Origin of the sequence: Methylobacterium sp. ME121, assembly GCF_000974725.1 — a bacterium.
In the GTDB taxonomy this organism is placed as follows: domain Bacteria; phylum Pseudomonadota; class Alphaproteobacteria; order Rhizobiales; family Beijerinckiaceae; genus Methylobacterium; species Methylobacterium radiotolerans.
The window spans coordinates 120,148-146,703 of sequence record NZ_BBUX01000004.1; the positions used below are offsets into that span (position 1 = coordinate 120,148).

27 protein-coding genes are annotated in these 26,556 nt (G+C 71.4%); 17 read left to right on the forward strand and 10 right to left on the reverse strand.

The window, feature by feature from the left end; translation table 11 throughout:
* Positions 1–16: 16 nt before the first annotated feature.
* The gene (pdeM, locus tag ME121_RS05415) at positions 17–730 is read left to right on the forward strand and encodes a ligase-associated DNA damage response endonuclease PdeM (protein ID WP_024831082.1); all 714 of its coding nucleotides are present in this window, start codon (positions 17–19) and stop codon (positions 728–730) included.
* 10 nt (positions 731–740) lie between these two features.
* Here the strand turns inward: pdeM and ME121_RS05420 are convergent, their stop codons facing one another.
* Positions 741–2,201, reverse strand: a complete 1,461-nt coding sequence (locus tag ME121_RS05420; RefSeq protein ID WP_059408460.1) for a methyl-accepting chemotaxis protein — start codon at positions 2,199–2,201, stop codon at positions 741–743.
* Positions 2,202–2,408: 207 nt separating this feature from the next.
* A complete protein-coding gene (locus tag ME121_RS05425; RefSeq protein ID WP_029358410.1) occupies positions 2,409–3,395 on the reverse strand; it encodes a CorA family divalent cation transporter in 987 nt (328 codons plus the stop codon).
* Positions 3,396–3,606: 211 nt separating this feature from the next.
* On the opposite strand from ME121_RS05425, the gene groES reads away from it, so the two are divergent.
* Both groES and groL read left to right on the forward strand, forming a co-directional pair.
* Positions 3,607–3,897: a co-chaperone GroES gene (gene groES, locus ME121_RS05430; RefSeq protein ID WP_012317542.1), complete on the forward strand. Its 291-nt coding sequence runs from the start codon at positions 3,607–3,609 to the stop codon at positions 3,895–3,897.
* Between the two features lie 71 nt (positions 3,898–3,968).
* Positions 3,969–5,609 carry a chaperonin GroEL gene (groL, locus tag ME121_RS05435; RefSeq protein ID WP_059408461.1) on the forward strand — a complete coding sequence of 547 codons (1,641 nt, stop codon included), beginning with the start codon at positions 3,969–3,971 and terminating at the stop codon, positions 5,607–5,609.
* Positions 5,610–5,715: 106 nt separating this feature from the next.
* On the opposite strand, the gene ME121_RS33305 is transcribed toward groL, so the two are convergent.
* From ME121_RS33305 to ME121_RS05475, 8 genes are all read right to left on the reverse strand, one after another.
* Positions 5,716–6,009 carry a hypothetical protein gene (locus ME121_RS33305; protein WP_046154841.1) on the reverse strand — a complete coding sequence of 98 codons (294 nt, stop codon included), beginning with the start codon at positions 6,007–6,009 and terminating at the stop codon, positions 5,716–5,718.
* A 403-nt stretch (positions 6,010–6,412) separates the two neighbouring features.
* The gene (gene fae / locus ME121_RS05445) at positions 6,413–6,925 is read right to left on the reverse strand and encodes a 5,6,7,8-tetrahydromethanopterin hydro-lyase (RefSeq protein WP_012317540.1); all 513 of its coding nucleotides are present in this window, start codon (positions 6,923–6,925) and stop codon (positions 6,413–6,415) included.
* Between the two features lie 238 nt (positions 6,926–7,163).
* Complete coding sequence (locus ME121_RS05450; RefSeq protein ID WP_059408463.1) at positions 7,164–8,003, reverse strand: triphosphoribosyl-dephospho-CoA synthase; 840 nt, start codon at positions 8,001–8,003, stop codon at positions 7,164–7,166.
* Positions 8,000–8,908 carry an ATP-grasp domain-containing protein gene (locus ME121_RS05455; RefSeq protein WP_059408464.1) on the reverse strand — a complete coding sequence of 303 codons (909 nt, stop codon included), beginning with the start codon at positions 8,906–8,908 and terminating at the stop codon, positions 8,000–8,002. The genes ME121_RS05450 and ME121_RS05455 overlap by 4 nt, the downstream gene beginning before the upstream one ends.
* A 110-nt stretch (positions 8,909–9,018) precedes the next feature.
* Complete coding sequence (gene mch / locus ME121_RS05460; protein WP_059408465.1) at positions 9,019–9,993, reverse strand: methenyltetrahydromethanopterin cyclohydrolase; 975 nt, start codon at positions 9,991–9,993, stop codon at positions 9,019–9,021.
* On the reverse strand, positions 9,990–11,141 hold the full coding sequence (locus ME121_RS05465; RefSeq protein ID WP_059408466.1) for an ATP-grasp domain-containing protein: 1,152 nt from the start codon (positions 11,139–11,141) through the stop codon (positions 9,990–9,992). Before ME121_RS05465 ends, mch begins: the two co-directional genes overlap by 4 nt.
* A 22-nt stretch (positions 11,142–11,163) precedes the next feature.
* Positions 11,164–12,057, reverse strand: coding sequence for an NAD(P)-dependent methylenetetrahydromethanopterin dehydrogenase (locus tag ME121_RS05470; RefSeq protein WP_043073102.1), 894 nt, complete (start codon positions 12,055–12,057; stop codon positions 11,164–11,166).
* Positions 12,058–12,143: 86 nt separating this feature from the next.
* Complete coding sequence (locus ME121_RS05475; RefSeq protein WP_024831088.1) at positions 12,144–13,121, reverse strand: beta-ribofuranosylaminobenzene 5'-phosphate synthase family protein; 978 nt, start codon at positions 13,119–13,121, stop codon at positions 12,144–12,146.
* Positions 13,122–13,562: 441 nt separating this feature from the next.
* Here ME121_RS05475 and ME121_RS05480 point away from each other — a divergent pair, with 441 nt between their 5' ends.
* From ME121_RS05480 to folP, 14 genes are all read left to right on the forward strand, one after another.
* Positions 13,563–14,633 (forward strand): molybdopterin-binding domain-containing protein, encoded by a 1,071-nt coding sequence (locus ME121_RS05480; RefSeq protein ID WP_059408467.1) that lies wholly within the window; start codon positions 13,563–13,565, stop codon positions 14,631–14,633.
* Complete coding sequence (locus ME121_RS05485; protein ID WP_059408468.1) at positions 14,627–16,273, forward strand: formylmethanofuran dehydrogenase subunit A; 1,647 nt, start codon at positions 14,627–14,629, stop codon at positions 16,271–16,273. Before ME121_RS05480 ends, ME121_RS05485 begins: the two co-directional genes overlap by 7 nt.
* A gap of 27 nt (positions 16,274–16,300) precedes the next feature.
* On the forward strand, positions 16,301–17,248 hold the full coding sequence (gene fhcD, locus ME121_RS05490) for a formylmethanofuran--tetrahydromethanopterin N-formyltransferase (protein ID WP_059408469.1): 948 nt from the start codon (positions 16,301–16,303) through the stop codon (positions 17,246–17,248).
* A gap of 3 nt (positions 17,249–17,251) precedes the next feature.
* Positions 17,252–18,046: a formylmethanofuran dehydrogenase subunit C gene (locus ME121_RS05495; protein WP_059408470.1), complete on the forward strand. Its 795-nt coding sequence runs from the start codon at positions 17,252–17,254 to the stop codon at positions 18,044–18,046.
* An 84-nt stretch (positions 18,047–18,130) separates the two neighbouring features.
* Positions 18,131–18,337 carry a hypothetical protein gene (locus ME121_RS05500; RefSeq protein WP_012317529.1) on the forward strand — a complete coding sequence of 69 codons (207 nt, stop codon included), beginning with the start codon at positions 18,131–18,133 and terminating at the stop codon, positions 18,335–18,337.
* 90 nt (positions 18,338–18,427) lie between these two features.
* Positions 18,428–20,074, forward strand: a complete 1,647-nt coding sequence (locus tag ME121_RS05505; RefSeq protein ID WP_043073100.1) for a sensor histidine kinase — start codon at positions 18,428–18,430, stop codon at positions 20,072–20,074.
* Complete coding sequence (locus ME121_RS05510) at positions 20,071–20,775, forward strand: response regulator transcription factor (protein WP_012317527.1); 705 nt, start codon at positions 20,071–20,073, stop codon at positions 20,773–20,775. The genes ME121_RS05505 and ME121_RS05510 overlap by 4 nt, the downstream gene beginning before the upstream one ends.
* A gap of 224 nt (positions 20,776–20,999) precedes the next feature.
* Entirely contained in the window at positions 21,000–21,089 is a 90-nt protein-coding gene (gene pqqA, locus ME121_RS05515) for a pyrroloquinoline quinone precursor peptide PqqA (RefSeq protein ID WP_012317526.1), read from the forward strand.
* A gap of 33 nt (positions 21,090–21,122) precedes the next feature.
* Positions 21,123–22,022: a pyrroloquinoline quinone biosynthesis protein PqqB gene (gene pqqB, locus ME121_RS05520; protein WP_059408471.1), complete on the forward strand. Its 900-nt coding sequence runs from the start codon at positions 21,123–21,125 to the stop codon at positions 22,020–22,022.
* A 318-nt stretch (positions 22,023–22,340) separates the two neighbouring features.
* Positions 22,341–23,426, forward strand: a complete 1,086-nt coding sequence (pqqC, locus tag ME121_RS05525; protein WP_029358395.1) for a pyrroloquinoline-quinone synthase PqqC — start codon at positions 22,341–22,343, stop codon at positions 23,424–23,426.
* Positions 23,423–24,568, forward strand: coding sequence for a pyrroloquinoline quinone biosynthesis protein PqqE (gene pqqE / locus ME121_RS05530; protein ID WP_059408472.1), 1,146 nt, complete (start codon positions 23,423–23,425; stop codon positions 24,566–24,568). The genes pqqC and pqqE overlap by 4 nt, the downstream gene beginning before the upstream one ends.
* Positions 24,565–25,290, forward strand: a complete 726-nt coding sequence (locus tag ME121_RS05535; protein WP_012317522.1) for a hypothetical protein — start codon at positions 24,565–24,567, stop codon at positions 25,288–25,290. The genes pqqE and ME121_RS05535 overlap by 4 nt, the downstream gene beginning before the upstream one ends.
* Complete coding sequence (locus ME121_RS05540) at positions 25,271–25,633, forward strand: hypothetical protein (RefSeq protein WP_012317521.1); 363 nt, start codon at positions 25,271–25,273, stop codon at positions 25,631–25,633. The genes ME121_RS05535 and ME121_RS05540 overlap by 20 nt, the downstream gene beginning before the upstream one ends.
* 84 nt (positions 25,634–25,717) lie before the next feature.
* Complete coding sequence (gene folP / locus ME121_RS05545; protein WP_059408473.1) at positions 25,718–26,554, forward strand: dihydropteroate synthase; 837 nt, start codon at positions 25,718–25,720, stop codon at positions 26,552–26,554.
* The last annotated feature ends 2 nt before the right edge of the window (positions 26,555–26,556 follow it).

Below are 26,556 nucleotides of genomic sequence, written 5' to 3' on the forward strand. Positions count from 1 at the left end.
CACCGAGGATGCGATCTTGGCGGCCGGCCTGAGACTCGAGAAGACTCACAAGCACCCCACCCTGCTTCTCGCGGGCGAGACCTTGGTGCTCGACCTCTGCGGCGGCCTCTGGCTGCCGGAGCACCGGACGCTGATCGTGTCCGATCTCCACCTGGAGAAGGGCTCGTCCTACGCGGCCCGCTCCGGCCAGTTCCTGCCGCCCTACGACACCCGCGAGACGCTCGCCTGCCTGCACGAGGCGGTGGTGCGCCACGATCCCGCCCGCGTGGTCGCGCTGGGCGATTCCTTCCACGACGCCCGCGGTCCCGAGCGCATGGAGCCCGGCGACCGCGCCCTGGTGGCGGCCCTGCAGGAGGGGCGGGACTGGGTCTGGATCGCCGGCAACCATGACGCGGCCGTGAACGAGGGCGTGGGCGGCCGCTACGCCGACGCGCTCACGCTGGGCGGCCTCGTCCTGCGCCACGAGCCGAGCCCGGAGCCCGTCCCCGGCGAGATCGCGGGCCATCTCCATCCCTGCGGGAAGGTGGCGATGCGCGGGCGGGCGGTGCGCCGCCGCTGCTTCGTCACGGACGGCACCCGCCTCGTCATGCCGGCCTTCGGAGCCTACGCGGGCGGCCTGAACGTCCGCGACAGGGCGATCGAGAGCCTGTTCCCCGACGGGTTCACCGCCCATCTCCTCGGCGACGGGCGGGTCTTCGCCATCGGCCGGGCGCAGCTCGCCCGGGATTGAGCCGCGCGGATCAGGCCGTCTTCATGAAGCGGATCACGCTCTCCGACAGGCTCGTCGAGTGGCCGGCGAGGCTCTCGGCGATGCCCTGGACCGTCTGCGCCAGCTGACCGGTGGCGTTGGCGGCCTCGGAAACGCCGCCGATATTGCCCGCCATCTCGTGGGTCGAGACCGCCTGCTCCTCGACGGCGCTCGCCATCGCCAGGGTAAGCTTGGACAGTTCGTCCACCGCCGCGGTGATCATCTCGATGGCGCCGACGGCGTCGCCGGTGGCGCTCTGGATCGCCGAGACCTGCTGGGTGATCTCGCCGGTCGCCTTGGCCGTCTGCTCGGCGAGCGCCTTCACCTCGGAGGCGACGACCGCGAAGCCGCGTCCGGCGGCGCCGGCCCGCGCCGCCTCGATCGTGGCGTTCAGCGCCAGCAGGTTGGTCTGGTCGGCGATCGACTTGATCATGCTCACCACCGCGTCGACCTTGCGGGCGTTCTCGGCGAGCTGGCGCATGGTCGCGTCGGTCGTCCCCGCCTGGGCGGCGATCTGCTGCGCGCGCTCCGAGACCCGCCCGACCTGGCCGGAAATCTCCTGGATCGCGCCGTTCATCTGCTCGGAACTCGACGCGACCGACGAGGCCTTGTGGCGCGCGGATTCGGCTGACTGCATCAGGCCCTCGGCCGAGCTCTGCATCTCCTGGATGGCGGAGCCGACGGCCTTCACGACGCGCTTGACGTCGGTCTCCATGTTCACCTGCGCGGTGACCACCGCCCAGGTCAGCATCGGGCCGAGGTACTGCCCCTTCTCGTCGTTCACCGCCGTGACCCGCAGGTTGAGGGTCTCGGGCCCGACCCTGATCTTGGTGCTGTGCGGCAGCCGGCTCGCGTCCGCCAGCATGGTGCGCTGGTGGCTCGGGTTCTTGTGGAAGATATCGAAGGAGCGGCCGAGCATGTCGTCGACTCTGACCGGCAGGTGCTGGTCGATCGTGCCGAGCGTCTTGCGCGACGTGGCGTTCATGTAGTCGATCTTGAAGTTGTCCTTCAGGTCGGCCGTCATGACGGCCACCGGTACGTTGTCGATCATCGTCAGGAGCCGGTTGATCTCCTTCTTCTTCGCGGAGATGTCCGCGGCGAACTTTACGACCTTGATCGGCTTGCCCCGCGCGTCGAGGACGGGATTGTACGTCGCCTCGAGCCAGACCGAGTCGCCCTCCTTGTCGAGGCGCAGGAACTCGCCCGTGACGTACTGACCGTCCTTGAGCTTGTCCCAGAACGCGGCGTACTCCGCGGTCTCGGCATAGCTCTTGTCCACGAAGATGCGGTGATGCCGGCTCTGGACGTCGCTGAGGCTGTACTTCATCAGCCGCAGGAAGTTCTGGTTCGCGTGGAGGACGGTCCCGTCCATCGAGAATTCGATGATCGCGAGTGAGCGGTCCAGGGCGTCGATCTTGGCCTGGGCCTCGTTGAAGACAGTACGATTGAACATGGTCCCGCTCGCGTTCCCCCGCGCCGGGTCTAGCGCCGCATCGTTAATGAATTGCTTATTTCGGAATTCGTTCAGGTTAAGCGCGGGCGAAGATCGAACGAATGCTTGCGACGCCGTGTCCGCTCTGTGCTCGTGTCCGGACCGGCGCCGCCCTCGGCGGCTGAGATGCGATGTGGTGTTTCCAATGCTATAATTTTTCGGTCAATATTAGAACCAGCCCCGCATGCGGAAGTATATGATCGGCGCGACCGCGCTCAAAAGGATCAGGCCGAGCGCGTAGGGATATCCGAGAGCCCAATCCAGCTCGGGCATGTGCTTGAAGTTCATGCCGTAGATCGACGCGATCAGCGTCGGCGGGACGCCGACCACCGAGACCACGGTGAGGACCCGGAAGACGTTGTTCTGCTCGATCGTGATGAGGCCGAGGGCGGCGTCGAGCAGGAACTGGACGTTCTCGGCGAGCCGCGTCTCGAACTCGTCGAGGGACTCGATGTCCCGCTTGATCGTCTCGAAGCGGGAATCCTCCGGCAGGCCGAGGCCGTCGCAGGCCGCGGCGACGAACGGGATGATCCGTTCGAGGCCGAGCAGGCTCGACCGGATCTTTCCCAGAACCTTCCCGCGGTTGCTGATGCCGCGCAGGATCCGGCGCAGGGCGAGATCGCGGCGCCGGGGCGGGGGGCGCTCCAGGCGCCGCCGCTCGGCACCGCGGACGTCGAAGTCGAAGATGCGGGTGGAGAGCGTGTCGAGCTCGGATCCCATGTCTTCCAGGGCGTCGGCGAGGCTGTCGACCAGCTCTTCCAGGACGACGAGGAAGATCTCGCTGGGTGTCGTGCTGCCGTCGCCGTCCGCGATGCGCTTCGCGGAGGTCTCGAAGGCGCGCAGCTCGTGGAAGCGGATCGTGACGAGGTGATCCTTGGTCAGCAGGAAGCCCAGCGGCTTCAGCTGCGACGCGCTCTGCTCGAAGGTGATCATCGGCGTCGAGAGCGAGAGCCCGCCCTTCACCCGGCGCAGGCGGCTCGACGTCTCCACTTCCGAGAGCGCCGCCCGGGACGGCACGCGCAGACCGGTCGCGGCCTCGACCGCCGCGGCCTCTTCCGGCGTGGGATCGTTCAGGTCGAGCCACACGGTGTCGCGCGCGACCGGCCTGCCGGGTTGCAGCGCCACCGGGCCTTCGGGTCCGTGCAGGCTCAGCATGAGAGCGCGTTATCCATGAGGGGGAAAGGAGCCGCCGGCGCGTCATCGCACCGTCGCGCGGGGGTGCGACAGCCTTGACTCGGAACCCGCCCGCGCCTATCTCGCGGCCGTCTTTGGCACTCGCCGAGACAGAGTGCTAACAGTCGAGTTCGCGAGCGGTCCCGCCGGCCGCATCAACGCCAACTCCAGACCTGAAGCAAGAGGGCAGCTCATGAAGTTCCGTCCGCTGCACGACCGCGTGGTCGTCCGTCGCATCGAGAGCGAAGAGAAGACCAAGGGCGGCATCATCATCCCGGACACCGCCAAGGAGAAGCCGCAGGAGGGCGAAGTCGTCGCCGTCGGCCCCGGCGCCCGCGACGAGCAGGGCCGCGTCAACGCGCTCGACGTGAAGGCCGGCGACCGCGTCCTGTTCGGCAAGTGGTCCGGCACCGAGGTCAAGATCGACGGTCAGGACCTCCTGATCATGAAGGAATCCGACATCATGGGCGTCGTCGCCCTCTGATCGGATCACCCGTCATCGCCCTTTGAGGCCGTCCCGGCCTTGGGGTTCAACCAGTAGCTAAGAGGCACACAATGGCAGCGAAAGACGTTCGTTTCTCCGCCGACGCCCGCGATAAGATGCTGCGCGGCGTCGACATCCTCGCGGATGCGGTGAAGGTGACGCTGGGCCCGAAGGGCCGCAACGTCGTGATCGAGAAGAGCTTCGGCGCCCCGCGCATCACCAAGGACGGTGTGACGGTCGCCAAGGAGATCGAGCTCGCCGACAAGTTCGAGAACATGGGCGCCCAGATGGTGCGCGAAGTGGCCTCGAAGACCAACGACATCGCGGGTGACGGCACCACCACCGCGACCGTGCTGGCCCAGGCCATCGTCCGCGAGGGCGCCAAGTACGTCGCCGCCGGCATCAACCCGATGGACCTGAAGCGCGGCATCGACCTCGCCACCCAGGCGGCCGTCAAGGACATCACCTCGCGCGCCAAGAAGGTCTCGACCTCCGACGAGGTCGCCCAGGTCGGCACGATCTCCGCCAACGGCGACAAGGAGATCGGCGAGATGATCGCCCACGCCATGCAGAAGGTGGGCAACGAGGGCGTGATCACGGTCGAGGAGGCCAAGACGGCCGAGACCGAGCTCGACGTCGTCGAGGGCATGCAGTTCGACCGCGGCTACCTCTCCCCGTACTTCATCACGAACGCGGAGAAGATGGTCGCCGAGCTCGAGGACCCCTACATCCTCATCCACGAGAAGAAGCTCTCCTCGCTCCAGGCCATGCTGCCGGTGCTCGAGGCCGTTGTTCAGACCGGCAAGCCGCTCCTGATCATCGCCGAGGACATCGAGGGCGAGGCGCTCGCCACGCTCGTCGTCAACAAGCTCCGCGGCGGCCTGAAGGTCGCGGCCGTCAAGGCGCCGGGCTTCGGTGATCGCCGCAAGGCGATGCTCGAGGACATCGCGATCCTGACCAAGGGCCAGATGATCGCCGAGGACCTCGGCATCAAGCTCGAGAACGTGACGCTCCCCATGCTCGGCCGCGCCAAGCGCGTGCGCATCGAGAAGGAAAACACCACGATCATCGACGGCGTCGGCGAGAAGTCCGACATCGAGGGCCGCATCTCGCAGATCAAGGCGCAGATCGAGGAGACCACCTCGGACTACGACCGTGAGAAGCTGCAGGAGCGTCTGGCCAAGCTCGCGGGCGGCGTCGCGGTGATCCGCGTCGGCGGCGCGACCGAGGTCGAGGTGAAGGAGAAGAAGGACCGCGTCGACGACGCCCTCAACGCCACCCGCGCGGCGGTCGAGGAAGGCATCGTCCCGGGCGGCGGCACCGCGCTGCTGCGCGCCAAGAAGGCGGTCGCCGAGCTGAAGTCCGAGATCCCGGACGTCCAGGCCGGCATCAAGATCGTCCTCAAGGCTCTCGAGGCCCCGCTCCGCCAGATCGCCCAGAACGCGGGCGTGGAAGGGTCGATCGTGGTCGGCAAGATCACCGACAACACCTCCTCGGAGACCTTCGGCTTCAACGCCCAGACCGAAGAGTACGTCGACATGATCCAGGCCGGCATCGTCGACCCGGCCAAGGTGGTGCGCACCGCTCTGCAGGACGCGGCTTCGGTCGCCGGCCTGCTGGTCACCACCGAGGCGATGGTCGCCGACGCGCCGAAGAAGGACAGCCCCGCTCCGGCCATGCCGGGCGGCGGCATGGGCGGCATGGACTTCTAAGTCCGCGCCACCGCGCATGACGGGGGAAAGGGGTCGCCGTGAGGCGGCCCCTTTTCTTTTGATGGCGGCACGCTCCAGCGGCGCGCGAGGCGCAGTCCGGTCAGCCTCATCGGCCGTGACGCGGCGAAGCCCGCGCCGCGAGGCGCGCCCACACAGTAGCGATCAAGGATTGCCGGACGCGGCCGGTCGCCCGGACCGGAATTTCGAAGTTCAGGCTGTGGTCGATCAGGTCTCGGATCCCGTCCTGATCGGGGCCTTCCCCGCCGACCTCGATGAACTCCAGGATCCAGGCATGGATTGCCGCGTGATCCGATGGATCGGGATCCGCAGCGAGAATAAGCCGGCCACCGTGTATCCAGTCATCGCGGAGGGCAGCCGAATCCCTGGCGGATGAAGTCATGGCCTGACCTCGCGGTCGCGCTCGACGCCGCCGCTCCATCCTCGCGTCCGCAGGCGGTACTTGGGGCGCCGATCACGCTTGGCGGAGGCTCGACGCGGGCGAGGACGCCGCGTCCGCGGGGAGATCAAGCCTGCTCCCGCCGCGTGATCGCGCGGAGGTCGAGGGAGGGGGCAGCAGCGCGGATCGCGTCCGCGCAGCGGGCTCGCCGACCGTTTCGGATCCGGGGAGCCGAGGCCCGGCGCCGCCCCGCGGCGGGTCGGGCGGCCGGCCCAAACGAGAAACGGGACGGCTCGCGCCGTCCCGTTCAGGGGCCTACCTATCGGCCAAGGAAGATCGAAGCCAGTCGCTGGAGCAGGCCCCGCGGTGCGGGCGGAGGCTCGCTCTGCCCAGGACCGTCCCCGATCTAAGCGTTGGCGGCGAAGGGGTGCTGCGCGGAGTTGCGCTGCTCGGTGACCGTCGAGGCCTTCGGCTCGCCGTTGACGGCGCGCTGGATCGACAGCTTGGTGGCCTCGTAGTTGTACTTCTGGATCTTGGCGTCGTCGGCCGCCTCCCAGTGGATGAACACGCCGACCAGGATGTACAGGTCGTCGGCCTCGTCCGCCGGGATGATGCCCTCGGCCACCGCGTCCTGCACAGCCTTGGCAACGCCGTGCTGGGCCGGGCCGAACATCTGGACGGCCTGACGGGCGTCGTTGATGGTGACCTTGTTGAACATCAGGGTGTTCGGCTTGCACGGCAGGTTCGGCGCGATGACCGCGAGCAGGCTGGTGAAGCCGTGCTTGTTGTTCACGAGGCCGTTGCAGAAGGCCGTCTCAGCCGGCGAACCGCGCGGTCCGATGATGAGGTCGATGTGGGCGACCTCGTTGCCGTCGCCGACGAGGGCCTCGCCGACCTGAACCTTGGTGATCTTCGCCATTCGGTGTCTCTCCCTGGATTCCGAAATAGAGCCGCGCGCCGGGCGGTGCCGCGGCCGGGAAGCCATCCTTGTTATCGGCGCCCGACCATGCCGGCCGAGCCGGATGGGCCGAGCCGGTTGGGCCGGACAGCGCGGCGGACCCTACAGCGGGGCCCTGCGGCTCACAACCCGCGCAAGGCTCTGACACGGAGGAATTTCCATCCGTCCGGCGCTATGAACACCGGATCGTGCACGCGGCTCAGGCCAGCCGGGCACCGGCGCCCGCGAGCGCGTCCCAGAACAGCGTCGCGACGGTGAAATCCGCGCTCGTACCGGGATTGATCGACCGCCCTTTCAGCGACGCGTCGAGGGCCAGCAGCGCGTCCACCGGCCGCGCGGCGAGGTCGATCCCGGCGAGCGTCGCTTCTACCTCCCGGCGGACGCCCTCGGCCGCGGCCGCGCCGTGCTTGCGGGCGACGTGGCTGTCCGGGACGGCGCGCAGGAAGGCGAGGTGGATCGCAGTCGTGCACCAAGTCGGGTCGAGCCCGGCGGTGCGGGCCTCGCGCAGGGCCGCGAGCCCGATCGCCGGCACGTCCGCGAAACCCGTGACGTAGGCGCGGGCGATCCGGTCCCGGTCGGCGGCCTCCGCCATGGCGTCTCGCAGCGATCCGGGCGCCGGTTCGGCAACGTCGTGCCGGGCGGCCTCGCCGAGGCCGCCCGGATTGGCGCGCCGGATGCCCGCGAAGACGGCCTCCGCATCCGCGCCGTCCAGGGTGTCGAGCACCGAGGCGACGGTCCGCCCGCGCTCGGCCGCGACCGCGAGCGGCGCGCAGAGCAGCAGGATGCCGAGATTGGTGTTCTGGCCCACCGCCGCCATGGTGGCGGCGACGCCGTCGCGGACCCGCGTCCCGACGCCCGCGCCCGCCCTGGCCAGGGGCCGCGCCGAGACGTCGGCACTCGTGACGAAATCCGCCAGCACCATGCGGTGGCCGGGCGCGTGGGCGTGGACGTTGCCGGGCTTGAGGGCGTCGAGCTCCGCGAGGCAGGCCGCTCGGTACAGCGTGCCGATCAGGGCCGAGTCGAGGCCGATCTCGCTCATGCCACCACGAGCCGAGGACGGCTGGCACCGCGGGCTGCGGCGAGGAAGCCGCGCACCACCGCGGCGGCGATGTCGGTCTCGCACACGGTCTGCAGGCCCGACCAGGCCGGCATCGAGTTGACCTCGAGGACCGAGAACCCGCCCTCCCCGTCCTCAACGAGGTCGACGCCGGAATAGTCGACGCCGACCGCGGTCGCCGCCGCCTCGGCCAGCTCGGCGGCGCCGCGCGGCATCGCCCAGGGGAGCGGCCGGCCGCCCCGGTGGACGTTGGTGATCCAGCCGTCGCCCTCGCGGATCATGCCGGCGATGGCCCGGCCGTCGCAGACGAACACCCGGTAGTCGCGCCACAGGCCGTCCCGGCGCGGCACGTAGCGCTGGAGGTAGTAGACCCGCGCCACCGACTCCTCGTCGGGCAGGTCCTCCGGGTGCTCGATCAGGGCGAGCCCCTCCCCTTGCGAGCCGAACAGCGGCTTCAGGACCAGCGGCGCGCCCGGACGCGCCTCGGCGGCGACCAAGGCCGCGGCCGCCTCGCGCTTCGAGAACACCCAGGTGGCCGGCGTGGGCAGCCCGGCGCGATCGATGAGCAGCGAGGTCGCCGCCTTGTCCACCGAGCGCTCGATCGCGGTCGGCGCGTTCCAGACGGTGACACCCGCCGCGACCAGCGCGTGCAGTACGCCGAGCCGCATCGTCGTCGCCTCGAAGGTCCCGCCCGCGATGGTTCGCATCAGGACGCCGTCCGGCAGCGCGTCCGGGAAGCCCGGAACGCGGAGAGGTTCGGCGCCGCCCGTCACGACGGCCACGTCGGCGAGCGAGAACAGCACCGGCTCGACGCCGTTCGCGCGCAGGGCGGCGAGCAGGCGGCTCTTGTGCCAGGTGCCGTTATCGGCCGCGAGCCCGATGCGCATGGGTGTCCTGATCGTCACGGCGCCGCCCGCCTCCGGGGCGGCCCAGGGAGATGTCACTGCGCGGGTCCGGACTCCCCGTCCCGTGCGGGAGAGCGAGCCCGGCTCGCCTCTCAGGCGAAGGACGCGTCCACCAGCGTCGGCTCCAGGCGGCCGCCGCGATAGGTCGCGCCGGAGCGCACCGACGTGACGATCGCCTCGGCCGGCGAGAACAGGGCGCCGTCGATCTTGTAGAAGTCGCCATTCACCCGCGCGAAGATCTCGGCGAAGGGCGCGCCGTGGTCGCTCGACGTCGTCGAGGGCAGCTGCTCGGCGAGCTGCTTGGCGTCGGCATCGTCGGCATCCACGAAGAGCTGGACCCGCCCGCCGTAGATGATCGCGTCGTTGGTGCGGCCCATCGCCTTGATGAAGTCCGGGTGCGGCGGCGACAGCGGCGCCGAGCCGATCCCGTCCACGATGGCGTGCAGGTCGAAGCCGACCGTGTGAGCCTTGTGGAGGGCGACCTCGAGGACGCGGGCGACGACCTGGGTGGAGCCCGCGAGGCTCTGCGTCGGCGCGTAGATGAAGGTCAGGTCCTCGGGCTTGAGGCCAGAGGCCTCGGCGACCTTGGCGACGACGCTCTCCGGCGGGCCGCCCGCCGCCTCCAGAACGAGGGCGGTCTTGGTGGCGGAATCGCGGAAGCCGAGCTCCTGGTAGAGATCCTCGACGGCCGCCACGGCGCGGCCCGGGCCCGAGCCGAGGGCGAAGAAGCCGGAATCACCGGTCTCGTCCGCGAGGCTCCAGCCGGCGTACTGGCTGCCCAGGCAGGCGAGCACCGGGTCGGCGGAATGCACCGTCACCGAGTAGGGCCAGGACGCAATCGGCCCGCTCGGCGCGATGGTGACGGTGCCGAGGCCGCCGAGGCAGATCTCGGCGATGCGCCGCCCGGCCTCGATCGAGCCCCGCGCCTGCGCGCCGGCATCGACCATGCGGGCGCCGCCGGCGGCCTGCGACACGGACAGCCGCAGCGTCGGCGCATCGGCTATGAGCCGCTCGACCAGGGGGCCTGAGAGCGCGTTGATGCTGGGATAGGACTGGCTGGCACTCATGACGGGGCTTCCTCGGGGTGTGTTTTCTTCGCCGCGCAGCCGGCCCGCAGGTGTGCCGTCCGCGTTTCCAACAGGGCGAGCACCTCCGCCCGGTCCGCGCCTTCGGCCAGCACCGTGCAGAGCGGCGCGTCGCGGCGGACCGCCGAGCCGGGGCACGGGCGGTCGCGCACACAGTCCGGCCAGTCGATGTCCGGCACAGGCGCAAGCTCACGGTCCGCGTAACAGATCTGCGCGGCCGCCGCACCCGCCGGATGCGGTTCGGGATCCGGCATCGTGCCCAGGCAGGCGGCGATGTGGGCCGCGAGCAGCGGCGTCCCGCGCCGGTCCAGGACGTCGAGGGTCGCGCCGGGCCGCGGGTTGATCTCGGTGAGCCACCAGTCGGTCCCGTCGACCAGCAGGTCGGCGCTGGCGAGGCCGCGCAGGCCCGTCGCGGCGACGATCCGCTCGGTCCCGGCGGCGGCGGCCTGCACGACGCGGGCGGGGAGCGCCGGGGCTTCCGCGGCGCCGCGGGCGAGCGCCCCGGCGTAGCGGAACGGGCGGATCGGCGACGGCGCGCACCACTGCTCGGTGACCGCGAGGACGCGGATCGCGCGGCCGTCGGCGAGGACGTTCAGGGCGTGGGGCCGCCCCGGCACGCGCGCCTGGAAATAGTGGCCCGCCGGCGCGGGCGACCGGGTGGCCGGCCGGATGTGGCTGCCGCCGGAGCCCCCGATCCGCTTGACCAGCCAGCCCGCGGGGTCCGCCGGCGGCGCGGCCGCCACGGCCGGATGCGGCACGCCGAGGCGCGCGCACAGGGCCGCGAAGGCCACGGGATCCTTCAGGGCGGCGACGGTCCCGGCCGAGGCGCCGATGAGCCGGTGCCGCGCGGCGAGGCGCGCGATCAGGTCGGGCGCGTCCTCGAAGCCGCTGCCCAGGATCAGGCCGACCGGGCTCCCGGCCCGCGCCGCGAGGTCGTCGAGGACCGCCAGGGTGACGTCAGCGGCGGGGGCGGTCCCGAACCGGCCGGGCAGCGGCCGGTAGGCCTCGGCCAGCGCGCGGGTGTCGGAATCGCCGAACAGGTCGGCGACGTAGGGCCGAAGCCCCGCGCGCCGCGCCGCCTCGGCCAGGGCGCGCCCGGCCTGCGCGGCGATCAGGACCGCGTCCGCCATCGGCATCCGGTCCGGGAGCGGCCTAGCCGGCGATCTCCACGGCGAGCTCGTAGGCGTCGCGGAAGTCGAGGCACAGCGGCGTGTCGGAGGCGAGCATCCGGTCGAACAGGCGCCGCTGCGTCTTGTACTTCACGTCGCCGACGGCCAGCGCGCCGATGCCGACCCCCTTGCCGGTGGGCAGCGCGACGTCCACCGCGTTGACGTCGATCCCCGCGATGCCGGCGGGCGGCACGGCGTTGACGTCGGACGCCACGAGCAGCTTTGGCGCGGATTTCAGATCCTCCGCGGTGAGGATCGGGATGCCCGCCGGGCCGGCCGAGAGGATGACGTCGGCGTCGCGGATGGCCGCGCGCCGGTCGTCGGGCGTCGTGCCGTCGACGGCGCCGACCTCGATGCCGAAGCGCCACTTCATCGTGAAGGCGATCTTCGAGACGCGCTCCTCGCCGTCGTGGCCGACCAGGACGGTGGTCGCGCCCTGCAGGGCGCCGATCACCGCGGCCACGTAGGCGACGACGCCGGCGCCGCCGAAGATCACGATGCGCTTGCCCGTGAGGTCGGTGCTGAATTTCTGCCGCAGGGCGCGGGAGACCTGCGCCACCATGGCGGCGCCGGTGGTGAACGAGCCTGCCGGGTCGGCGAACACGTGGTTCACGAAGGGCGGCACGAAGGCCTTCTTGGCGCGGTCGACCATGTCGAGGGCGTCCTCGGCGTTCTTGCCGCCGATGAAGATGCCCGTCCGCGTCCCGTCGGCCGGCGACCGCGAGAAGATCGAGTCCTGGGTCAGCGACACGACGTCGGCGAGGCTGACCTCCGTGTAGGTCACCACCGTCTCGAAGCCGGCATCCACGGCCATGTTCACGTCGAACGGGCTCATGTGCCGGAGCGGCGTCAGCATGTGGAGGATCGAGCGGGCCATAGAATCCTCGTGCGGCGCGCGAGAGAGGCGCCTTCCCTCCGTCCAAACCCGGAGCGGCGCCCCGGGTCAAGCCCGGGGCGACCGGCTCACGCCGGACCGGTTACCGAAGCGCCACCGTTGCGGCCGCGGGCGATGACGAACCGGAGAGGGCCGCCCCGGTCGAGGCTGGCCACAAGGGCGCGGGCCTCGGCCTCGGACGGGACCAGCGCGAAGCCGGTCGGCCCCCAGGAGGACTGGCCGTAGCCCGCGATGCCCTGCGCGGCGACGCTGGCGAGCGCCTCCGCCACCGCGGCGCTGGCGTAGCGGCCGCCCTGATGAGGCGCGAAGTGGTCGCCGATCAGCGTCTGGATCCGGGTGATGCCGGCGCCGAAGCCCTGCGGCTCCGCCAGGGCGACGGCGGGCATCACCTGCATCAGCGCGATCCGGCAGATCTCGGCGGCCTGCGCCTCGGGGAAGCGCGGCAGGTCGCGGAACGCCTCGACCTCGCGCGTCCCGTGCACGCCCGCCATGCTCGGATCGAGGATCAGGACGATCCGCCAGGCCTCCGGATAGGGCAGACGCGCGATGACCGGCGGCGGCCCGCCATCCGCGCCGCGGCCGCCGTCGACGATCAGGCCGCCCTCCGTGAAGGCGCACAGGCCGACGCCGGACCGGTTGCCCCGGTCCAGGGTCGCCGCGAAGGATTCCGCCGCGAAGGGCTCGCCGTTCAGGCGGGCCATCGCGGCCGCCACCGCGAGGGCGAGCTGCGTGCCCGAGCCGAACCCGGCATGGGCCGGGATCACCCGCTCGACCGCGATGGCGACGTCGCCGCCGCGCCCGAGATGGGCGGCGGCGGCCCCGACGTAGCCGCGGACGCGGTCGGCCTCGGGACCCGTGACGTCGGGCCGGGGCGCCCGGCGGGCGGTCAGGACCAGCGACGGCGCGTCGATGGCCAGCCCGATGCTGCCGAAGCGGCGGCCGAGCCCGCCGTGCAGGTCCAGGAACCCGAAATGCAGCCGCGCCGGCGCCTCGACCCGCACGGCACCGTCCGCCGCCGCCTCGTTCCGTTCGGGGACCTCGCCCAACGCACTTCCCTCGAATCCCGCAGGTCCGGCGCCCGCGCGGCGCGCTTTTCACACGCGTCCCCGGACCGGGCAACGTGGGCGCGCGCGGATCGTGCCCGCCGGCGGCGCAGAATAGACCGCCCGGAGCGACCGCAAGGCCGTCCCGCAGCGCCGATGCCCCGCGATCCGGGGCCCGGTCGCGGCGCCGCGCGCGGCGGCGAACCGATACCCGCGATTCACTTCCCGACGCGCAACGCCGCCGGACCCCCTTGCCGCGGTGCGCGGATGAATGCAAACCTAAGGCCGCGACGGCGCGCCGAGTTTGCCGCCTGCCCGGACACGCCGGGCGGATGAGCCATTCCGATTCGGTGGGGAACCCTCGGGCTCGAGGGGCACCCGCTTCGTCCGGTCTTACGGCCGTCGCCCGCTCCGAAACCAAGCAAGAACGTTGCGAGAGGGAGCATGGCAGCCTGGGTGAAGGGTGGCGCGACGGACGCTGGCACCGCCATCGAGGCGGCCGCGTCCCTGCTCGCCAAGGCGCGCGCGCCGGTGATCGCCGGCCTCAGCGCCGACGTGGCCGCGATCCGCGCGGCCTACGATCTCGCGGGCCGCATCGGCGCCTCCGTCGACACCGCCGGCTCGGCCGGCACCTACGCGGAACTCGGATCGCTGAGCCGGGTCGGGGCGCTGACCTCGACGCCCGCCGAGGCTGTCGGCCGCGCCGACGTGGTGCTGGTGGTGGGCGCCGCCCCCTGGCAGGCGCCGCTCCTGAAGCGCCTCGTCGACGGCAAGCCGAGCCGCGGTCGCGCCGCCGGGTCGGATCGCACCCTTCTGGCTGTCGGCGCCAACGCCACCGCGTCGCTGTCCTGGCCGGCCGAGGGCGGGCTGACCGAGGCGGTCGGCGTGCTGCGCGCCCACGCCCGCGGCCACCTGGCCGGCGACGATCTGCCCGGCCGGATCGCCGCCCGGCTCGCCGCCGCGCAGTACGGCGTGCTCCTCTACGACGCGGCCGAACTCGGCGAGGTCGGCATCGAGATGCTCCAGGGCCTCGCCATGGAGCTCAGCGAGACGACGCGCTGCTTCACCCTCGCGGTCGGCGGCACCGGTCAGGACCGGGCGGTGGTGCCGGTCTCGGCCTGGCTCACCGGGCAGGCGCCGCGCAGCGGCTTCGGGCGCCGCGTGCCCGAGCACGATCCCTGGCGCTTCGACGCCGCCCGGCAGGTCGCCGCCGGCGAGGTCGACGCGGTCCTCTGGCTCGGCGCCGTCCCGGTGTCGCGCCCGGACTGGTTGTCGAACATCCCCTCCGTCGCGCTGGTCGCGGACGGTGAGGCCAAGGCCGCCGAGGTGGTGATCTCGGTCGGCCAGCCCGGCCGCGACCACGGCGGCGTGTTGTGGAACGAGCAGCGCGCCGCGCTGACTTTCTGGCCGGCCTCGGCGCCGTCGGATCTGCCGTCGGCCGCGTCGGTGCTGGGCGCCCTCAGGGAGCGCCTGGTCACGGGCCCGGCCGCGTCGAGGAGTGAATCCGCATGCTGAGCGTGATCCGGGGCGGGCGCGTCGTCGATCCGACCGCGTCCCGCGATTCCGTGGGCGACGTCTGGATCGAGGACGGCCGCATCGTCGATCCGCCGGGCCGCGAGCCCGACGCGGTGATCGACGCCGCCGGCTGCGTGGTGATGGCCGGCGGCGTCGAGGTGCACTCGCACATCGCCGGCGGCAACGTGATCACCTCGCGGCTGCTGTTGCCGGACCTCTACGTCAGCGAGGCGGCGCCCGACGGCCATCCCTTCGCCCACGCGGGCGGCGCGGCGGCCTGGATCGGCTCGACCTACGCGCGGATGGGCTACACGACGGCCGTCGAGCCGGCGATGCCGCCGACCCACGCGCTGGGCACGCAGCTCGAACTCGCCGACATCCCGCTGCTCGACCGCGGCGCCCTGACCGTGATGGGCAACGACGACCAGCTCCTGCAGCTCCTGCGCGAGCGTCAGGGCGGCAACGCCGTGCGCGACCTCGTCGCCCTGTCGGTCGCCCAGTCGCGCGGCCTCGGAGTGAAGTGCATCAACGCGGGCGGCGCGTCCGCCTTCAAGGACGGGGCCCTGCGCCTGTCGCTCGACGACGAGATCCCCTGCTACGGTCTCTCGACCCGGCAGATCATGGGCTCGCTCCTCGACGCGGTCGAGGAGATCGGCGTCCCGCACCCGCTGCACGTCCACTGCAACAACCTGGGCCTGCCCGGGGCCGACGACAGCTTCATGGCGACGCTCGACGCGGCGGAGGGGCGGCGCATCCACTTCGCCCACGCGCAGTTCTACGCCTACGGCGCGGTCGACCCGGCCAATCCCGGCACCGGCGGCTTCCGCTCGGCCGCCGAGCGGATCGCCCAGGCGATCACCGACAACCCGAACGCCACCCTCGATATCGGGCAGGTCGTGTTCGGCCAGACCGTGACGGTGTCCCTCGACATCCTCCGCCAGTTCGCCGGCCGCAAGGGCGCCAAGCCGAAGAAGTGGGTCCTGAACGCGGGCGACGCCGAGGGCGGCGGCGTGGTGCCGTTCCTGTACCGGCCCCGGGGCCCGACCAGCTCGCTGCAATGGGCGATCGGCCTGGAGATCATGCTGCTCTCCACCGACCCGGAGCGGACGATCCTGACCACCGACCACCCGAACGGCGGCCCGTTCACGCAGTACCCGCGCATCATCCACCTGCTGATGGACAAGTCGGAGCGCGACCGCGAGATCGCGACGCTGCCGAGCGTCGTGGGGGAGCGCTCGAGCCTGCCGGGACTGGAGCGCGAGTACACGCTCTCGGAGATCGCGCAGCTGACCCGGTCCGGACCGGCGAAGCTCCTCGGCCTCGCCGACCGCGGCCACCTGCGGGCCGGCGCCCGGGCCGACGTCGCGGTCTACCGCGACGACGCGAACCGCACCGCGATGTTCACCGCGGCCAAGCTCGTCCTGAAGGACGGCGTGCCGATCGTCGAGGACGGCGAGGTCGTGGAGTGGCGCGCCGGTCGCACGCTGTCGCTGACCGTCGATTCTGACAAGGCCATGGCGAAGCGCGCCGACACCTACCTCACGGAGCGGTTCGGCGAGGGTCTCGACAGCTTCGCCGTGCCCGACGCGGCCTTCGGCGAGGGCCGGGAGACTTTCGAGGCGGTGCCATGCCGGGCGTGATCAGCGGGGCGAGCCGCGGGAAGTACGATGTCTGACCTCACCCTCAACGGCATCCCGGTCGTCGACACCTTCGCGGAGGCGTTCGACGTGGCCGGCACGGCCATCATCGTCACGAACGACACCGACAAGTGGGCGATGATCGCCGCGACCACGATGACGGGCTTCGCCACCTCGGTCATCGGCTGCGGCGCCGAGGCCGGCATCGACGCCGAGCTGTCGCCGGAGGAGACTCCGGACGGGCGGCCCGGCGTGCGCATCCTGCTGTTCGGCTTCGAGCCGAACGGCCTGAAGGACCAGCTGATCAAGCGGGTCGGCCAGTGCATCCTCACCTGCCCGGGCACCGCCTGCTTCGCGGGCGTCGACGGGCCGACCAAGATCAAGCTCGGCGGCGCGATCCGGTACTTCGGCGACGGCTTCGCGGTGGCCAAGCGCCTGCACGACGCCACCGGCAAGGCCCGGCGCTACTGGCGCATCCCGGTGATGGACGGCGAGTTCCTCTGCGGGGACGCGGTCCGGGCCGTCGACGGCGCGGTCGGCGGCGGCAACCTGCTGTTCCTCGGCCGCACCCACGCCGAGACACTCAAGGTCGCCGAGATCGCCGTCGAGGCCGCCAAGGCGGTGCCGGGCGCGATCCTCCCGTTCCCCGGCGGCATCGTCCGCTCCGGCTCCAAGGTCGGCGGCCGGACCAAGGGCATGATGGCCTCGACCAACGACGCCTACTGCCCGACCCTGAAGGGCCGCGCCGGCTCGGCGCTGCCGGCCGAGTGCGGCGTGGTCTTGGAGATCGTGATCGACGCCCTCACCTCGCAGGGCGTGTCCGACTCGATGCGCGCCGGCCTGCACGCCGCCACCGAGATCGGCGGCAAGCACGGCCTGATCGCCGTCACGGCCGGCAATTACGGCGGCAATCTCGGCCGCCACCACTACCACCTGCGCGACCTGATCGCGCGCGACGACGCCAAGCCGGAGGGCTGAGCCGTGAGCACCCTCACCCTGCGCGCGGCCCCGCCCGAGCGGCTGGACCTCCTGAACATCAACCCGCTCGCCCTGAGCCGCCTGTCCCAGGGCGAGGTCGAGCGCCTCGAGATCGGCACGACCCGCACCGGCGTGCGCCTCGGCGACTGCTTCGCGGTCGCGCTGGACGGTTCCGACACCCTGACCATCGAGGGCGGCCACGAGCGCCTCGACCGTGTCGGCGCGTCGCTGGCCGAGGGCACGATCCGGGTCACCGGCGATGTCGGCCAGCGCCTCGGGGCCGGCATGGCGGGCGGCAGCCTGATCGTCACCGGCAATACCGGGCCCTACGCGGCGTCCGGCGCCACGGGCGGCACGATCACCGTCGAGGGCGACGCCGGTGACTATGCCGGGGGCGCGGTCTACGCCGCGAAGGCGGGCCTCGACGGCGCGACGCTGATCATCCGCGGTGCGGCCGGCGCGCATCTCGGCGACCGGATGCGGCGCGGGACGATCGTGGCCGGGCGCGCGGGGGCGTACGCGGGCTCGCGCATGATCGCCGGCACGCTGGCGGCGCTCGTGGTCGGCGACCACCCCGGCTTCGGCATGCGCCGCGGGACGCTCCTCGTCGGCGCCCACGGCCGGATGTCGCCGACCTTCGTGGAGACCGGGACGCACGACCTCGTGTTCCTGCGTCTGCTGGCCAAGGCCCTGCGCGGCCTGAGCGCCGAGCACGCCGACCTTCTCGGCAAGCCGCTGCGCCGCTATTCCGGCGACCTCGCGACGATCGCCAAGGGCGAGATCTGGGTCGCGGCCTGACGTCGCCTGGGCAATGGGCGTGGGCGCGTCCTATTCTCCCGTCCAAGCCGGCCCGCTCGAGGCCGGCAGCCCGGGGAGGCGCCCATGCTGCTGCTGCTGTCGATCTGTCTCGTCGCCCAACCCTCGACCTGCCGCGAGGACCGGATCGAGATGTCCTTCGAGAAATCGAGCCCTTTCGTGTGCCTGCGCAACTCGCAGAGCGCGCTCGCGACCTGGCAGGCCGCGCATCCGGAATGGCACGTGGAGCGGTGGCGCTGCGCCGCCAAGGGCAGCCTGCCGAAGGACCTGTGACGACGCCCTCGACGGCACCTTGGTTCGGCGCCCCGGCGGTGCCATGCTCGGGCTCGCCCGCGGAGCGGGATTGAGGGCGGGACGGGGACGATGCGCTCGCTGAAGGTCCGCTTCGCGCTGCTGCTCGGCGGCACCGCCATCGTGGTGGTGCTGGCCGCCGCGGCCGCGCTGGCGGCGATCGGGGCGGCGGAGCGGACCGTCGACCGGACCCTCGAGGCTCAGCGGCGCCTGGAGCTGCTGGCCGAGCTGTCCGGCCGCCTCACCCAGTTCGGTCTCGCGGCCGTGGAGACCGTCGGCAACCCCGACGGCCAGCCCGAGGCGATGGCGATCGCCCGCGACAACGCCGATCGGGCCCTGACCACCGTGGACGAGGCGCTCGCCAAGAGCTTCCCGCCGAGCGACGACCCGGCCGACCGGATGCAGTACGCCGCGCGCACCCGCCCGATGGCGCAGCTGCGCGCGGCCCGCGCGGTGCTGGACCGGCAGGTCTCGCTGATCAGCCGCCAGACCGATCAGGAGCGGCGTCAGGACGCGATCAAGGGCGCGCTCAACGGCTTCGGCGCCATGACCGGCCAGCCCCTCTCCTTCCTCATCGAGGCCGAGCGGCGCAGCATGGCGCTCGGCTCCGAGCAGGCCCGGGCGCTGTCCGAGCGCCTGCGGGTGGCCGCCGCGGCCGCGGTGGCGGCGGCCCTGGTGCTGCTGGCGATCCTGTACCGGGGCGTCACCCGGCCGACCCTGGCGCGCATCGAGGAGGTCCGCCGCGCCGCGAGCGCCATCGGCCACGGCGCCCTCGACACGCGCCTCTCCGTCGCCACGCGGGACGAGCTCGGCCTGCTGATGACCAACGTCAACCGCATGGCCGCCCGGCTGGCACGGCGGGAATCGCGGGTCGCGGCCGACCGGGCGGCGCTGGAGGACACGGTGGCGGCGCGCACCGCCGACCTGCGCGCCGCCAACGCCCGGCTGGAGGCGGTCGATCAGTCCCGCCGCCGCTTCTTCGCCGATGTCAGCCACGAGCTGCGCACGCCCCTGACGGTGATCCTGGGCGAGTGCGACCTCGCCCTGCGCGGCGCGTCCCGGGGCGCCGATCCGGGGCCGGTCTTCGCCACAATCAAGAAGCGGGCGCAGCGCCTCAAGCTGCGCGTCGAGGACCTTCTCCGCGTCGCCCGCTCGGAGTCCGGCGAGATCGCGTTCGACAAGCGCCGTCTGGGGCTCGCCCAAGTCCTCGCGGAGGCCGTGGACAACATGAGCTCCGAGGCGGCGCGCCGCCGGGTCGGTCTCACCCTCGATCCGGGCAGCCGGGACGTCGAGAGCTTCGCCGACCGCGAGTGGATGCGCCAGACGGTCGAGAGCCTCGTCGACAACGCGCTCCGCCACGCCGCCGGCCTCACCCGGGTCGAGGTCGCCCTGGCGGCAGGTCCGGGACCGGTCGGGCGGATCACCATCACGGATGATGGTCCCGGCTTCGGTGCCCCGGAGGAGGCGCTGTTCGAGCGCTTCAAGCGCGGCACGGGCGCCGGGCCGGACGAGACCGGGTTCGGCATCGGGCTCGCCCTGGCGCGCTGGATCGTCGAGCAGCACGGCGGCACGATCCGACTCGGGCCCGGGCCGGACGGACGCGGGGCCCGGGTCACCCTGGACATCCCGGCCTGCGATCCGGCATGGGAAACGGGCGCGGCCGACGGCGCTGCTGTCGGTGCCCGAGTGGGCGCGCAGGTGAAGGAGTCGGCCGCATGACGCGGATCCTGATCGTCGAGGACGATATCGACATTCGCGGCCTCCTCGCCCGGGGTCTCGAAGCCGAGGGATTCGAGGTCGGGACGGCGGCCTGCGTCGACGAAGCGCTGAAGGCCGCCCACGATCCGGCCCCGGGCGCCGTGCTCCTCGACATCAACCTCCCGGACGGATCGGGCCACGACGTCTGCCGGTCCCTGCGGGAGGGCGGCTTCCCCGGAGCGATCCTGTTCCTCTCTGCCCGGGACGAGATCCGCGACCGCGCCGAAGGCCTGGCGCTCGGCGCCGACGACTACATCGTCAAGCCGTTCGAGTTCGACGAATTGGTCGCCCGCCTGCGGACCCATCTGATGCGGCGCGAGCAGGCGGAGGCGCCGCGCTCGCGCATCACCGCCGGCAAGCTGATGCTCGACCTCGAGACCCGGCAAGCGAGCTGCGGCGAGGCCAGCGCCCGCCTCACGCCCCGCGAGGCCGACCTGCTCGCCATGCTGATGGAGAATATCGGCAAGCCGGTCTCCCGCGCCGACATCTTCGACCGGCTCTGGGCCAGCCAGGGCGGGCTCTCCCTCAACGTGGTCGACGTCTATATCGGCTACCTGCGCTCCAAGATGGCCGATTTCGTGCGCTACGGCGGGCCGGGCCTCGTCACCGTGCGCGGCAAAGGATTCATGCTCGAACTGCGCGGTCCCGACTTCCGCCAGTGAGCCACTGTACTTTAGTCGCAGGGTCGCCTGTTTCGTGATGGTTTCCGGACGCTTAGGAAGTCTCTCACGAAAAATTTGGGAGGATCCGGCAACTTAGTGCTTGAAGCCCGCGCGTGAATCGTCGATACCTCTCTCGCGCCGGAAATGAGAGCGCCATCAGTGTCTTAGGGTCCTCTTAGGATCCGCACGACACGCGGTGATGATATCGCCTGAGGAGAAACACCATGAAGTGGGCTGCCCCGATCGTGTCCGAGATCTGCGTCGGCATGGAAGTGACGAGCTACGAGTCGGCCGAGATCGACACCTTCAACTGAGTTTTACGGGCCGGGGATCTCGGGAGCCGCACCATGCGCGTCGTGATCCTCGGTTCCGCGGCCGGCGGCGGCCTTCCCCAGTGGAATTGCCGCTGCCCCATCTGCACGCTGGCGCGGTCCGAACCGGACCGGGTGCGGCCCCGAACCCAGTCGAGCATCGCGGTCTCTGCGGACGGGTCGGATTGGCTGCTGATCAACGCCTCGCCGGATATCCGGCAACAGCTCTTCGACAATCCGCAGATGCATCCGCGCGAGGGCCTGCGCCACTCGCCGATCCGCGCGGTTCTCCTGACCAACGGCGACGTCGACCATGTCGCGGGTCTCCTGACCCTGCGCGAAGGTCAGCCCTACACGCTCTACGGCACGCGCGGGATCCTCGACTCCGTCAATGCCAACCGCGTCTTCGACGTGATGGCCGAGGGCGTCGTCGCCCGGCAGCCGATCGGCATGGACCAACGCTTCGAGCCCCTGCCCGGCCTGTCGGTCACCCTCTTCCCGGTGCCCGGCAAGGTGCCGCTCTGGCTGGAGGACGAGACGATGGAGATCGGTGGCGAGACCGAGACCACCGTCGGGGCCTTGATCGAGGCCGGCGGCCGCCGCCTCGCCTACATTCCCGGTTGTGCCCGGGTGACGGACGGTCTGCGCGCGCGGATCGCGGGCGTCGACGCTCTGCTGTTCGACGGAACCGTCCTGCACGATGACGACATGATCCGGGCCGGCGTCGGTACCAAGACCGGGTGGCGCATGGGTCACGTGCCGATGCGCGGCGCGAACGGCTCGATCGACGCCTTGGCGGCGGTCGAGATCGGCCGGCGCGTCTTCGTGCACATCAACAACACCAACCCGGTGCTGGTCGAAGGATCGCCGGAGCGGGCGGATGTCGAGGCGGCCGGCTGGACCGTGGCGCACGACGGGCTGAGTCTGTCGCTGTAGGCGGTGCGCGGTCGGGATCCCCGACCCGGACCCCACCGGGAAGGGCCCGCGCGGGCGAGCCTCGAACGAGGGCTGAGGTCGAAGTCCGGTCGCACCCGAGGCTCGATGATCGGCACTTCCTGGTCAGGTCGGCACGACGACGATCAGGGCCCTGTGCCGCAGGCATCGGCGCCGCGAACGGGCGGTCCGCAGGCGACCGACGGTTGGGCCCGTCGGTTGCCGGCACTATATCGTCCCTGAGCCCGGACATTCGCCCCACAGACGAGGGCGGGATCAGGATACAGGAAACGCAGGTCGAGAACGGACGCCGGACACGCCATGAACGCCATCTTCCCGACCCCGGACACCGCCGACAGTCAGCGTCTCCTGAGTCCCGAGGAGCTGGAGGCGGCCCTGCGCGACATCGGCGCGCGCCGCTACCACAACCTGCACCCGTTCCACCGGCTGCTGCACGACGGCAAGCTGTCGAAGGACCAGGTCCGGGCCTGGGCCCTGAATCGCTACTACTACCAGGCGATGATCCCGGTGAAGGACGCGGCCGTGCTGGCCCGCATGACCGACGCGTCGCTGCGGCGGATCTGGCGCCAGCGCATCGTCGACCACGACGGCGACCACGAGGGTGACGGCGGCATCGAGCGCTGGCTCAAGCTGGCGGAGGGCGTCGGCTTCGACCGCGACTACGTCCTGTCCACCCGCGGCATCCTCTCGGCCACGAAGTTCTCGGTGGAGGCCTACGTCCACTTCGTCTCCGAGCGGACGCTCCTGGAGGCGATCGCCTCGTCGCTGACCGAGATGTTCTCGCCGACGATCATCTCCGAGCGCGTGGCCGGGATGCTGAAGAACTACGACTTCATCACCAAGGACACGCTGGCCTACTTCGACAAGCGCCTGACCCAGGCGCCGCGGGATGCGGACTTCGCCCTGGACTACGTCAAGCAGCACGCCACGACCCCGGAGCTGCAGCGGCAGGCGATGGCGGCGCTGACGTTCAAGTGCACCGTGCTCTGGACGCAGCTCGACGCCCTGTACTTCGCCTATGTCGCCCCCGGCATGGTCCCCCCGGACGCCTGGCAGCCCGGCGAGGGTCTCGTGGCCGAGGCGTCCCAGGCCAAGCCGGGCGCGTCCGGCGGTAAGATGGCGGCCGGCGATCGCCCGCGGCTGCCGCGCGGCGTTCGGCTGCGCAACGACGAGACCCGTGGGAAGTGGGTCCTGCTCGCCCCCGAGCGCACCTTCGATCTCGACGACAACGCCGTCGCGGTCCTCAAGCTGGTGGACGGCGCGCGCAGCGTGTCCGACATCGCGGACGAGCTGGGCAAGACCTACGCGGCCGATCCGCGCGCCATCGAGGCCGACATCCTGGTGATGCTCGACGGCCTCGCGGAGAAACGGGTTCTCGAGCGATGAACGCGCTGACGCCGAACCGCCCCGATGCGCCGGCACCGGTCGGTCTGCTCGCCGAGCTGACCCACCGCTGCCCGCTGCGCTGCCCGTACTGCTCGAACCCGCTGGAGCTCGACCGCCGGTCGGGCGAGCTCGACACGCAGACATGGCAGCGCGTCCTCGGGGAGGCCGCGGCGCTCGGCGTCCTGCACGTGCACCTGTCCGGCGGAGAGCCGACCGCCCGCAACGACATCGTCGAGATCACCAAGATCTGCGCCGATCTCGGCCTGTACTCCAACCTGATCACCTCCGGCGTCGGCGGGGCGCTGGCGAAGCTCCAGGCGCTCTACGACGTCGGGCTCGATCACGTGCAGCTGTCGGTGCAGGGCGTCGACGCGCAGAACGCCGAGAAGATCGGCGGCCTGAAGAACGCGCAGCCGCAGAAGTTCGAGTTCGCCGCCAAGGTGGTCGAACTCGGCCTGCCCCTCACGCTGAATTCGGTGATTCACCGCGGCAACATCCACGAGGTGGCGGGCTTCATCGATCTCGCGGTGAAGATGGGCGCCAAGCGGCTCGAGGTGGCGCACACGCAGTATTACGGCTGGGCCTACGTCAACCGCGCCGCCCTGATGCCCGACAAGGCGCAGGTCGACGAGTCGATCCGGATCGTCGAGGCGGCCCGCGAGCGCCTGAAGGGCCAGCTCGTCATCGACCTCGTCGTGCCCGACTACTACGCGAAGTACCCGAAGGCCTGCGCGGGCGGCTGGGGCCGCAAGCTCATGAACGTCACGCCGCAGGGCAAGGTTCTGCCGTGCCACGCGGCTGAGACGATCCCGGGGCTGGAGTTCTGGAACGTCAACGACCACGCCCTCGGCGAGATCTGGCGCGACTCCCCCGCCTTCACGGCCTATCGCGGCACGGACTGGATGAAGGAGCCCTGCCGATCCTGCGACCGGCGCGAGAAGGACTGGGGCGGCTGCCGCTGCCAAGCGCTCGCGCTCGCGGGCGACGCGGCCGCCACGGATCCGGCCTGCTCGCTCTCGCCGCTCCACGCCAAGGTGCGGGCGCTGGCCACCGAGGAGGCGGCCGAGAACCCGCCCGACTACGTCTACCGGACGATCGGCAGCAACGTCCGGTCGCCGCTCAAGGAGGAAGTGAACTCGTGAGAAGTCTTGTCGTGAGGAGCCTCGCGGCGACGTCGGTCGCGCTGGTTCTGGCCGCGCTGCCGGCCCTCGCCGAGGACGCGCCGAAGCCCGCCACCGTCACCCAGGCGAACGCCGCCGCCCCGCCCTCCGCGGCGGACCTGCTGTTCGACCAGCCGCACATGAAGAACACGGCGCCGGGCTCGACGCTGACCTACGATTACCTGCGTCGCTCTGGGATCTCGAAGGGCCCGTTCGGGGCGCCGCTGGAGGACACGGTTCAGCTCAAGGTGACGCCCGGGAAGAGCGCCGAGGGCCGCGACATCAGCGTCGTGATGTTCTCCGGGCTGAACCGGATGCCGGCCGGCCCGTTCGAGGACATGTCGGGTAATCCGGTCGTCTCGCTGTTCCTGGAGAACCACCTGCGCGCCGTCGCGAAGGTGCTGGAGGCGAACCCGCGCTACCTCAAGCTCGCGATCCGCAAGGGCCTGCGCGAGAAGGCGACCGTGACGCCGACCAAAGTGGATATCGGCGGCCGCGAGGTCGACGGCTGGCGCGTGGTCACGAAGCCGTTCGCGGGCGACGCGATGGCGCAGCGCATGCGCGGCATGGACGACATGACCTATACCTTCGTCACCGCCCCCTCGGTCCCGGGCGAGATCGTCTCGATCGAGGCGTCGTCGAAGAGCCCGGACGGGGGCGAACTGCTCGAGGAGAAGCTGAGCTATGATCAGAAGGCTGGCTGAACGGGGCGCGCTGGCCGCCCTCGCCCTGACGCTTTCGGGCCTGGCCGGCTGGGCCGCCGAGGAGAACGACTACCCGACCGACGCGCGGGTCGACTACGTGTTCGGCTGCATGGCCGCCAACGGCCAGACCCGCGAGAGCCTGCAGAAATGCTCGTGCTCGCTGGATCAGCTCGCCGCGATCCTGCCGTACGACAAGTACGTCCAGGCGAGCACGGTGCTCTCGATGCGACAGGGGATCGGCAACCGGGCGAACGAGTTCAAGTCGACCAAGATCTTCGACGACAAGGTCGCGGAGCTGCGCCGCGCCCAGGCCGAGGCCGAGATCCGCTGCTATCGCGGCTGAGTCGAACGGCGAGGCCGGCGTTGCGCCGGCCTCCCGATTCGCGCACACCGGCTCCCGAACCGCGCTCGTGAACGGGACCCGCCTGTGACCCCCTCCTCCCGCCTGTCCGACCTGCTGCCCGCCCTCGGCGGCCGCACGCTCGTCATGGGCATCCTCAACGTCACGCCCGATTCCTTCTCGGATGGCGGCCTCTTCGCCGGGGAGGCCGAGGCGGTGACCCAGGCCGAACGGCTGGTCGCCGAGGGTGCGGCGATCCTCGACGTCGGGGGGGAATCGACGCGGCCCGGCCACGTTCCTGTCCCCGCCGAGGAGGAGCAGGCCCGCGTCGTGCCGGTCATCCGGGCGGTGGCGCCGCGGCTGCCGGTGCCGATCTCCATCGACACCTACAAGGCCTCGACCGCGCGCGTCGCGCTGGAGGCGGGCGCGCGGATCGTCAACGACGTCTGGGGCCTCCAGCGCGAGCCCGACATCGCCACCGTGGCGGCCGCGCACGGCGCACCGGTCATCATCATGCACAACCGCGAGACGATCGAGCCGGATCTCGACATCGTCGCCGACATGCTGGCCTTCTTCGAGCGGTCGCTGGCGATCGCCCACCGCGCGGGTCTCGCCGATTCGGAGATCGTGCTCGACCCGGGGGTCGGCTTCGGCAAGACCTGGAACCAGCATCTCGAGGCGCTGCGGCGGCTGCCCGAGATCCGCGCCCTCGGATTCCCGGTCCTGGTCGGCGTGTCCCGCAAGTCGCTCCTCGGACGCCTGCACGACCGTGAGACCCGTCCGGCGGATCGCCTGCACGGATCCATCGCCGCCCACGCCGTCGCGGCCACCCTCGGGGCCGACATCGTGCGCGTGCACGACGTCGCGGCGCATATCGACGCGATGCGCGTCGTCGACGCCGTGATGCGGCCGGAGGCGCGCTGAGC